This is a genomic window from Intestinibacter sp., assembly GCF_051866655.1.
In the GTDB taxonomy this organism is placed as follows: domain Bacteria; phylum Bacillota; class Clostridia; order Peptostreptococcales; family Peptostreptococcaceae; genus Intestinibacter.
Genome location: NZ_JBJDXL010000185.1, coordinates 1 through 4,793 on the forward strand (window position 1 = coordinate 1; position 4,793 = coordinate 4,793).

General features: G+C 30.8%; 5 protein-coding genes. All 5 read right to left on the reverse strand.

Annotated features, from left to right (window positions below; all coding sequences use genetic code 11):
* Positions 1-164: 164 nt before the first annotated feature.
* Positions 165-2,171 (reverse strand): ABC transporter permease, encoded by a 2,007-nt coding sequence (locus tag ACI3VO_RS05615; protein ID WP_439756986.1) that lies wholly within the window; start codon positions 2,169-2,171, stop codon positions 165-167.
* Positions 2,161-2,928: an ABC transporter ATP-binding protein gene (locus ACI3VO_RS05620; RefSeq protein WP_439756969.1), complete on the reverse strand. Its 768-nt coding sequence runs from the start codon at positions 2,926-2,928 to the stop codon at positions 2,161-2,163. Before ACI3VO_RS05620 ends, ACI3VO_RS05615 begins: the two co-directional genes overlap by 11 nt.
* A 163-nt stretch (positions 2,929-3,091) precedes the next feature.
* A complete protein-coding gene (locus ACI3VO_RS05625) occupies positions 3,092-3,601 on the reverse strand; it encodes a hypothetical protein (protein ID WP_439756970.1) in 510 nt (169 codons plus the stop codon).
* A gap of 22 nt (positions 3,602-3,623) precedes the next feature.
* Positions 3,624-3,821 (reverse strand): helix-turn-helix transcriptional regulator, encoded by a 198-nt coding sequence (locus ACI3VO_RS05630; protein ID WP_439756971.1) that lies wholly within the window; start codon positions 3,819-3,821, stop codon positions 3,624-3,626.
* A gap of 479 nt (positions 3,822-4,300) precedes the next feature.
* Positions 4,301-4,793 (reverse strand): ComF family protein (locus ACI3VO_RS05635; RefSeq protein ID WP_439756972.1); only part of this gene is annotated, 493 nt, incomplete at its 5' end.

Genomic DNA, 4,793 nt, shown 5'->3' on the forward strand with positions numbered 1-4,793 from the left:
GTACATTATCAAATTTTTCTAAGGCTACTGTTCTATACCCAAATGTCTCCAATAGCTTAGATAATTCATCTCTTATAACCTTGTCATCTTCTATTATCAATATAGTATCCATACTCTCTCCTCTCCTTTACTTTGAGTGTAACACAACCCTATTAAAAAATTCTCTACTCCGTTATATTCTTCTTATATCCAAAATAAGTGGCCACAAAATATATCAGATAAATAGATAAAAATATTGCAAAGCTGTATAAAATTGAATTCACATATGCATAATCACTACTCATCACAGGACTTAAAAGCTGATTTATAGACGATATCGCTGAGATACTTATTATAATCGGATAAATTACAGGGAATAAGAAAAATATCGATAATTGTTTTCTTATAGTCTTATAAAGTTGATTTTTATCTACTCCCAGCTTGCTTAAAATTGAATAATGATATTTATATTTTGTCGAGTCGCTCAAAGCCTGTATTGCCAATATAGTCGCCACAATCGCAGTAAATATAAATGCTACATATAAAAGTATAAAGGCTATTATGACTAATACTGATTTATTTTCTGCTATGATATGTCCTTTAACTCCTATACTATACTCTGCATAATCATATTTTGAGTCGTTTTTATCTATATTTTTTCCAACATCTCTACACATATTTTCATAAAATTCCTTAGTCGTTTCTTCATCTGTATTGATGACGATAAATCTATCTATTATCTTCATATTTTCAACTGCATCGTCGGGAACTATTATAAAATACGGCATGCCTGATCCCCAACAGTTGGCGAAATTTTCATATGTGCTTCCATTTGACTTTAATGTCTTGCCGTTTATTCTTAATGTATCATTATTTTTTAGGTATTTTTCTACTGATTTAGATATATCTCTGTATTCATGTATAAAAAACTCATCATCCTTTAAATTTATAGGTTTAAGTCCTCTCATTTTTAGGAGCTTGTTATAATCGCTAACTCTCAAGAAGCAATCTACATCTATATATCCCAATACTCCTCCCTCTAAATGCTTTTTAACTGTATTTTTTTCATTTGTGTAGATATTGTATTCTAATTTATCTTTTACAGTGTAGTTATCCTCTATATAATTTTCATATTCCTCTACGATTTTCGTGCTATTACTTGTCGGAATCTCTAAAATCTCTGGACATTCAGTGTAAACCTCTGACATGACAATATCATATACAGCTATAGAATTAATTTGTGTATAAAATATATCGCTGTACATCATAGAACCACTCAATGATAAAAACGAAAGTGTTATTAAAAGAGATAGAGTTCCCAAAGTCACTCCCATTGTCTTTATCTTCGAAGTAAACTGTCTCACTATAAATAAATTATCGTTTTTGTATTTTATATGCTTTCTATTTATTACAAAATCAATTAAAAAATCACCGACTGTAATTGTTATTCCATAGATACTTATAATTATCATAGGAATCGAAATCATTACCATCGCTACATTGCCATCGTCATTTGAAGTGTTAAATCCTATTTTTGCGAACACTAAAGCTAAAATGCCTAAAGCTACGAAAATTACAAATAAAATCTTCTTTGCTTTGTTATTTTTAAACACTCTATCTTCATTTTGTTTATCCCAATATAAAAGGTCGTAAATCTTCATCTTTCTCATTCTCAAGCTAGTCTTGAGCAAGGCAAACAGATATATAGCCACAAAATAACTTATACTAAGTGCAAACGGCTGCCAAGAGAATACAAAATTAACCTGGAAAGGAAGCTCAAATATATTCATAATAACAGCTGTAAGCAAATTACTAAAAATATATCCGATAAGTATCGAGATCACAAATGCAAACATCCCTAGCAAAATATTTTCAACTAAAAACATCTTCATAATGTCTTTTTTCTCGATTCCAAGCATCATATATGTTCCAAATTCCTTGCTTCTCTTGGAAAACATAAATTTCATCGTGTAGTTAATCAGCCATCCAATTACAAATACGACTATAACGCTTACCACTATAACAGATACTTTAAATTTTTCCATGCTACTTGCGAGATTCTGTACTTCTTCTGAAAACACGATTAGATTAAATGCAAATATCAACGAAAATGAAAGTATCACAGTAATCAAATAAACGATATAATCTCTAACGCTCCTCTTTGCATTCCTAAATGCTAGCTTACTTAACATCTCCAATGTCACCTCCAAGAAGAGTTAGTATATCTAAGATTTCATTAAAAAATTCCTTTCTAGTTTTGGAACCTTTCAGAATCTCCGTGAATATTTTTCCATCCTTTAGAAACAATATTCTCTGGCAAAAGCTCGCACTAAATGCATCGTGAGTTACCATTAGAATAGTTGCGTTTAGATTTTTATTGATTTCCTCCATAGTTTCAAGAAGCATCCTAGAGCTCTTTGAATCTAGTGCACCTGTAGGTTCATCTGCTAGGATCAGCTTCGGGTTATTAATCAGAGCCCTAGCACAAGCACACCTTTGTTTCTGACCTCCTGAAACTTCATATGGAAACTTATCTAAAATTTCTTCAATCCCCAGTCTCTTTGCAATATCCATGACCATATCGTCGATTTTATCCTCACTCTTTTTATTTATAACTAGTGAAAGTGAAATATTTTCTGATATCGTCAAGGTATCTAGCAGGTTAAAATCTTGAAAAACAAATCCCAAGTTATTTCTTCTAAATGAAGCTATATCCTTATCCTTTATCTCTGTTATATCATCTCCATTTATTATGATTCTGCCGGCTGTTACAGAGTCTATTGTAGATATGCAGTTCAAAAGTGTAGTCTTTCCACTTCCACTTGCACCCATAATCGCCACGAATTCTCCTTCATTTACTGAAAACGAAATATTGTCTATAGCTTTCGTTATATTACTTCTTGTTCCGTAATATTTTTTTAAATTCTCTATCTTTAAAATATCCTTCATATAATCACCTCTTGTATTTACTCGAAATTTAAGATCTTAGATTAATTAATCTATAATTATTGTATCAACAAAAGGCGTGTGATTTTATTACACTTTTGTTAGTCAAATCGACATAAAAATAGCCCTTCTATTTTAAATATCTAGAAAGGCTACATTATATTAATTATTCATCTTCATCGTCTAAAGATTTTTTCCAAATCTCATATTTATTACAAGAATATTCCCCAACTATAAAATTTATGACCATAGCTACTACAAATAATCCTACTGCATCGATTAATATTTCTGTGTTGCTAACAATATCTACTCCCATCTTTGAAAATCCAAAAGTTATAACAGATAAAGCCACAGAAAATGCTAAAGCCTCAGCTAAATAAGATATAACTCTCTTCTTTTTAGATTCTTTACTATTATCAGTAGGTAACTCTTTTCTTCCTATAAAAGTCTTAGGAATATTCATTTCCTTAATTCTGCTAACAAACAAATAGAATATCAAGCTTATAAGTATAAGCAAGCCTAATTCCCATGTGCAGCTAAATATATCCTTTGTCTTGACATATTTATACACACATTCAATTAATAAATATATAAATGTAATAACTGTACAAACTACACCTGCATCCCCAATTACTTTTTGTTGCATTTCATCAAATACATTATTTTTATTGTTCATTTTAACCCCTCCAATAATCAAATTATTCTTCCCAAAATAATTCATCTAAGGTTTTGCCCAACACCTTGCAAATGCTAATACACAGATTAATCGTCGGGTTGTAATCGCCTTTTTCAATGGCATTCATAGTCTGTCTACTAACCCCAACAGCCTCTGCCAATTCTTTTTGTGTCATATCTAAAGCAGCTCGAGCAGCTTTTATCCTTAAGTTCTTCGCCATTTCATCACCTCTTGATTTAATAGTAATATATAGATTAATAAATGTCAAATATATTTTACTTTTATTAATCTATATATTACATTGTTTTATGATAATTTATTTATAATAAGCCTAATTTAACAAATAATTGGAGAATTTTTGGCATAAAAAAAGTACCCTTAAATAGGTACTTATATGATATTCAGCTGACCTGGTTTTTGACCCCACACTCGCCTACTGCGACGTTCGCTCTGGGTTTGCCGCACTACTAGCCGTCTCGATTTGAATTTTTTTTGGTTATCGGTAGGTCTTACTTCTAAGCCGCACCATGATCATCAATCCCACTTTTAGAATTGACTTACGTGGATCCCTTTGCCTGCGACTGGCTTGGACTTTCAACCACAGACCTGAATAATCACTCATTTATTTTAATATCTTATTTTAATTCTGTCAATAGAATTATCTAGTTATATTCCAAACTTTTTCTTATCAGATATATTTTAATTATTTTCAGTAAACGGTATGTAAGGATCAACGCTTCTTGTGAGCAATGTCATTATAGTTATTTTGTTTACACAGGATAATCTGAGTATTTTAGATATTTCATTCGATGTTGAACCAGTTGTAAATATATCATCGACTACGATTACATCTTTATTTTTGAGCAAATTATTATCATCCTTTATGTAAAATGAATTCTTAAGCTCCTCTTGTCGTTCCTTTAAATTCAACTTATATAGCCTTCTAGTATTTTTCTTTCGGTAAATACAATTCAAAACTGGAATACCTGTTATATCACTTAAATCCTCTGCTATTTTTTGAGACTGATTAAATCCCCTCTGTTTCATACGTTTCTTATGCAATGGAACAAATAGTATATAGTCAGCCTTTAGATTCTCAAGCTCCATCTTCTCACTCATAATCTGTGCAACGTATCTGCAGAAATAAGTCTTATTTTTGTATTTAAAATCAAGTATCATTTTCTTACTTATA